5 protein-coding genes and 1 tRNA gene are annotated in these 3,829 nt (G+C 62.8%); 3 read left to right on the top strand and 3 right to left on the bottom strand.

The window, feature by feature from the left end; all coding sequences use genetic code 11:
* The first annotated feature begins 54 nt into the window (after nt 1-54).
* Complete coding sequence (locus OXU50_04505) at nt 55-339, top strand: hypothetical protein (protein ID MDD9869136.1); 285 nt, start codon at nt 55-57, stop codon at nt 337-339.
* Here the strand turns inward: OXU50_04505 and ilvA are convergent.
* Nucleotides 336-1,856, bottom strand: a complete 1,521-nt coding sequence (gene ilvA / locus OXU50_04500) for a threonine ammonia-lyase, biosynthetic (protein ID MDD9869135.1) — start codon at nt 1,854-1,856, stop codon at nt 336-338. The two genes, OXU50_04505 and ilvA, sit on opposite strands and share 4 nt — an antisense overlap.
* Before the next feature lie 36 nt (nt 1,857-1,892).
* Here ilvA and rpiA point away from each other — a divergent pair, with 36 nt between their 5' ends.
* On the top strand, nt 1,893-2,558 hold the full coding sequence (rpiA, locus tag OXU50_04495) for a ribose-5-phosphate isomerase RpiA (protein MDD9869134.1): 666 nt from the start codon (nt 1,893-1,895) through the stop codon (nt 2,556-2,558).
* Nucleotides 2,559-2,693: 135 nt separating this feature from the next.
* Nucleotides 2,694-2,927: a hypothetical protein gene (locus OXU50_04490; protein ID MDD9869133.1), complete on the top strand. Its 234-nt coding sequence runs from the start codon at nt 2,694-2,696 to the stop codon at nt 2,925-2,927.
* 61 nt (nt 2,928-2,988) lie between these two features.
* Here OXU50_04490 and OXU50_04485 read toward each other — a convergent pair.
* A tRNA-Lys gene (locus OXU50_04485) sits at nt 2,989-3,061 on the bottom strand.
* A gap of 91 nt (nt 3,062-3,152) precedes the next feature.
* Complete coding sequence (locus tag OXU50_04480; protein MDD9869132.1) at nt 3,153-3,743, bottom strand: outer membrane beta-barrel protein; 591 nt, start codon at nt 3,741-3,743, stop codon at nt 3,153-3,155.
* Between the last annotated feature and the right edge of the window lie 86 nt (nt 3,744-3,829).

Genomic DNA, 3,829 nt, shown 5'->3' with positions numbered 1-3,829 from the left:
GGCTGGACTTTGGGCGCGGTTGCTGGTAGTTTAGCGGGCAAGGAGGGAACACCCATGGGTGGATTTGAACATATTGTCTATTTTATTGTCGCCGTCGCGCTGATTGCGGTGATTGTCCTGCTGTTCCTGCAGGCCGCCGACCGGCTGAGCCACATGCTGGGCAGCGTGTGGCAGGATGTGCTGGGCGTGCTGGCGGTTTTCGTCATGATAGGCGCGTTGTGGATGGTGGCTTACCTGTTCTGGTTCAGCCTTTTTTCCGGCGTGCTGCTGCTGGCGATAATCGGCTTTTTCTACTCGCTGATCAAGAACACAATCAGAGACCTGCGCGCGGGCGCCTAAGCCAGAAACAGATTGTAGGCCGGGTTTTGCGACTCGTCGCGGTAGGCGTACTGCGACTTCTCCAGCAGCGCCGTGAAGCCCGTCAGTTCGTCGTCCGGCACCTGTATGCCGGCCAGCACGCGCCCGTAGGCGGCGCCGTGGTTGCGGTAGTGGAACAGGCTGATGTTCCAGCGCCGCCCGCCGATGTATTCCAGAAACTCCAGCAGCGCGCCGGGCCTTTCCGGGAACTGAAAGCGGCACAGGCGCTCGCCGTCGGGGTGCCCGGCGTGGCCGCCGATCATGTGGCGCAGGTGCAGTTTCGCCATCTCGTTGTCTGACAGGTCGGCCACGCGGTAGCCGTGCTCGCGCAGCGTTGCGATGGTGGCGTCTTTCTCCGCCGCCGCGTCGTCGAATTGCAGGCCGACGAAGATGCACGCCTGCTCGTTGTCGGCGTAGCGGTAGTTGAACTCGGTGATGGTGCGCCGCCCGATGGCGCGGCAGAAGTCGAGAAAACTGCCGGGCCGTTCGGGAATGGTGACCGCGAGCAGCGACTCGCTGCCTTCGCCGATTTCATAGCGCTCGACGATGTGCTTCAGGCGGTCGAAGTTGATGTTGGCGCCGGAGGCGATGGCGACGAGGCTGCGCCCGCGCAGTTGCTTCTCGCGCGCGTATTTCTTCATGCCGGCGATGGACAGCGCGCCGGCGGGCTCCAGCAGCGTGCGCGTGTCGTCGAAGTGGTCCTTGACGGCGGCGCAGATTTCATCGGTGGTGACCAGCACCACCTCGTCCACCGTGTGCTGCGCGACGCGGAAAGTCTCGTCGCCGATGCGGCGCACCGCGGCGCCGTCGGCGAACAGCCCGACATGCTCCAGCGTAACCGGCTCGCCGCAGCGCAGCGCCGCGTCCAGCGTTGGCGCGTCCTGCGGCTCGACGCCGATGACGCGCGTGTCGGGGCGCGCGTGTTTCAGGTAGGCGGCGACGCCGGCGACGAGGCCGCCGCCGCCGACCGGCGCGAACACCGCGTGCAGTTCGCCGTGGAATTGCTCGTGTATCTCCTTGCCGACGGAGCCTTGCCCGGCGATGACATGCGGGTCGTCGTACGGGTGCACAAAAGTCATCTCGCGTTCGCCTGCCAGTTGCAGCGCGTGTTCGCAGGCCTGGTCGTAGGCGTCGCCGTGCTGGATGATGTCGGCGCCCAGCAGCCGCACGGCCTCGACCTTGATGCGCGGCGTCGTGCGCGGCATCACAATCAGCGCGCGGATGCCGAGTTTGCGCGCCGCCAGCGCCACGCCCTGGGCATGGTTGCCGGCGGAGGCGGCAATCACGCCGGCGCGCTGTTCGCGCTGCGACAGGTGCGCGATCTTGTTGTAGGCGCCGCGCAGTTTGAACGAGAACACCGGCTGCAAGTCCTCGCGTTTCAGGCGGATGTCGTTGCCGAGGCGCACGCTCAGGCCGGGCGCCGGGTCGAGCGGCGTGACCTGCGCGACATCATAGACCTTGCAGGCGTCAATCGCCCGGATGTAATCGTCGAAAGGCATTGTTGCAAGAAAGCATGATACTGTAAAATCCCGCGAATGACCGCCGCCGAACAGAAGCAGGCCGCCGCGCGCGCCGCGCTGGATTATGTGTCGGCGGGCGATGTCATCGGCGTCGGCACCGGCTCGACCGTCAATTACTTCATTGACGCGCTGGGCGGGGCGCGCGGGCGCATCGAGGGCGCCGTCGCCAGTTCCGAGGCGACGCGCGCGCGTCTTCAGGCCCTTTCCATTCCGGTGCTGGACCTGAACACCGCCGGCGGCCTTGCGCTGTATGTGGACGGCGCCGACGAGGCCAACCCGCGGTTGCAGTTGATTAAGGGCGGCGGCGGCGCGCTGACGCGCGAGAAGATCATCGCCGAGGCCGCCGAATCTTTCGTCTGCATTGTGGATGAATCAAAGCAGGTCAAGGTGCTGGGCGCTTTTCCGCTGCCGGTGGAGGTGATTCCGATGGCGCGCAGCCTGGTGGCGCGCGAACTGGTCAAACTTGGCGGCGTTCCCGAATGGCGCGACGGTTTTGTCACCGACAACGGCAATGTCATTCTTGATGTGCGCCGCCTTGACATCACCGAGCCGGCGGCGCTGGAAGACCGCATCAACCGGATACCGGGCGTTGTCACCGTCGGCCTGTTCGCACACCGCCCGGCGGATGTGCTGCTGGTCGGCGCCGATGCCGGCGTGCGCGTTGAGAAGAGCGGCGCGTAGCGGTTTTGGCGGCGGTGCAGGCGGTGTACTACCGTTCGTCGGGTGAAATACTGCCGTTTATCGGAAAGTTGCGAAAGTTACGGCGTTTGTGACATTTAGTGGGCGTTTTCCATCTATAATCTAATGGAGGCGTTAATGAACGACATGATAGATGATGTCCACCATCTGGAGAAAACCGGCATGACGCGGGAGCAGGCCGAGGCGGCGGCGAAGGTCATCGCCAACACCGTTGCCAGGGCGCTGGAGCCGATGGCGACCAAGGCCGAGATAGTCGAGTTGCAGTACAGGATTGTGTCCAACGAGAGACACACAATCCTTGCCATTGCTCTCAGTACCGCCGCGATTGTCGCGGCCATTTTCCTTGGCTGACTTGTCCGGCATCCGGCAAAAAGGCCGCCTTCGGGCGGCCTTTTTTGTTCTGAACCGGATGTGGGTCGTACAGGGATCGAACCTGTGACCATCGGATTAAAAGTCCGGTGCTCTACCAGCTGAGCTAACGACCCGTTGAACAGGCGGATTTTACGCCGGTTGCCGCCAAAAGCAAAGCCGCCCCCGCGCTCTGTGCCTTTGCCGCCGCACTATTCCCCGTCCCGCCTAAAGGCGAAACACAACGCCCAGCCGCAAAATATCGTCATCGCCGCCGTCGCTCTCGTAGCCGATGTGCGAGTATTCCCCGCGCACCGACCACTGTTCGTTGAGGTCGTAGTCGTAGCCAATGCCGAGGCTGTTGCCGTTTTCATATCCGTCGCCTCTGAAAAGACCGGGGCAGCCGCTGTCTTTTGCATTGAACTTTGTCCTGACTCGCCCGGCCTTCAGGTAGAGGCGGCCCGCCGGTATCGCCTTTCCGAGCAATACATGCGCGCCCAAAGACCCTTCCCGGCGTATCTGAAGCGTGGTATTCGCTCCGGTGGCTATGCAAACAAAACCATCTTCGCCAACCTTGTTGCCGCCGGTATTCCCTTCAACCTCAAACGCGGCATAAAAGCCGTTCCCAACCTCTTTGCCGAAACCGGCATAAACGCCGAAGGAAAGGCCGGCGTCATCGTCGTCAAAGTCTATCTCCGATTCGTCGATTTCATAACGCTGAAAGTCGGCATGGGCGCCGACATACAAACCTTCCCCGCCCGCGTGCACAAAGCAGGGAACCAGAATGAGCAAAACCGCCCACGCAATGGATTGTTTCATTGGTAATCTCCTTGTACGGGTGTCCCGACGCGGAACAGCCCGCATCGCAAAGAACCGGCGGGCAGTATAATGCAGACGGGCCGTTT

Source organism: Gammaproteobacteria bacterium (assembly GCA_028817225.1).
GTDB lineage: Bacteria > Pseudomonadota > Gammaproteobacteria > Poriferisulfidales > Oxydemutatoraceae > Oxydemutator.
The sequence above is the reverse complement of the archived record's forward strand: the minus strand, read 5'-3'. Positions and strand labels throughout refer to the sequence as shown.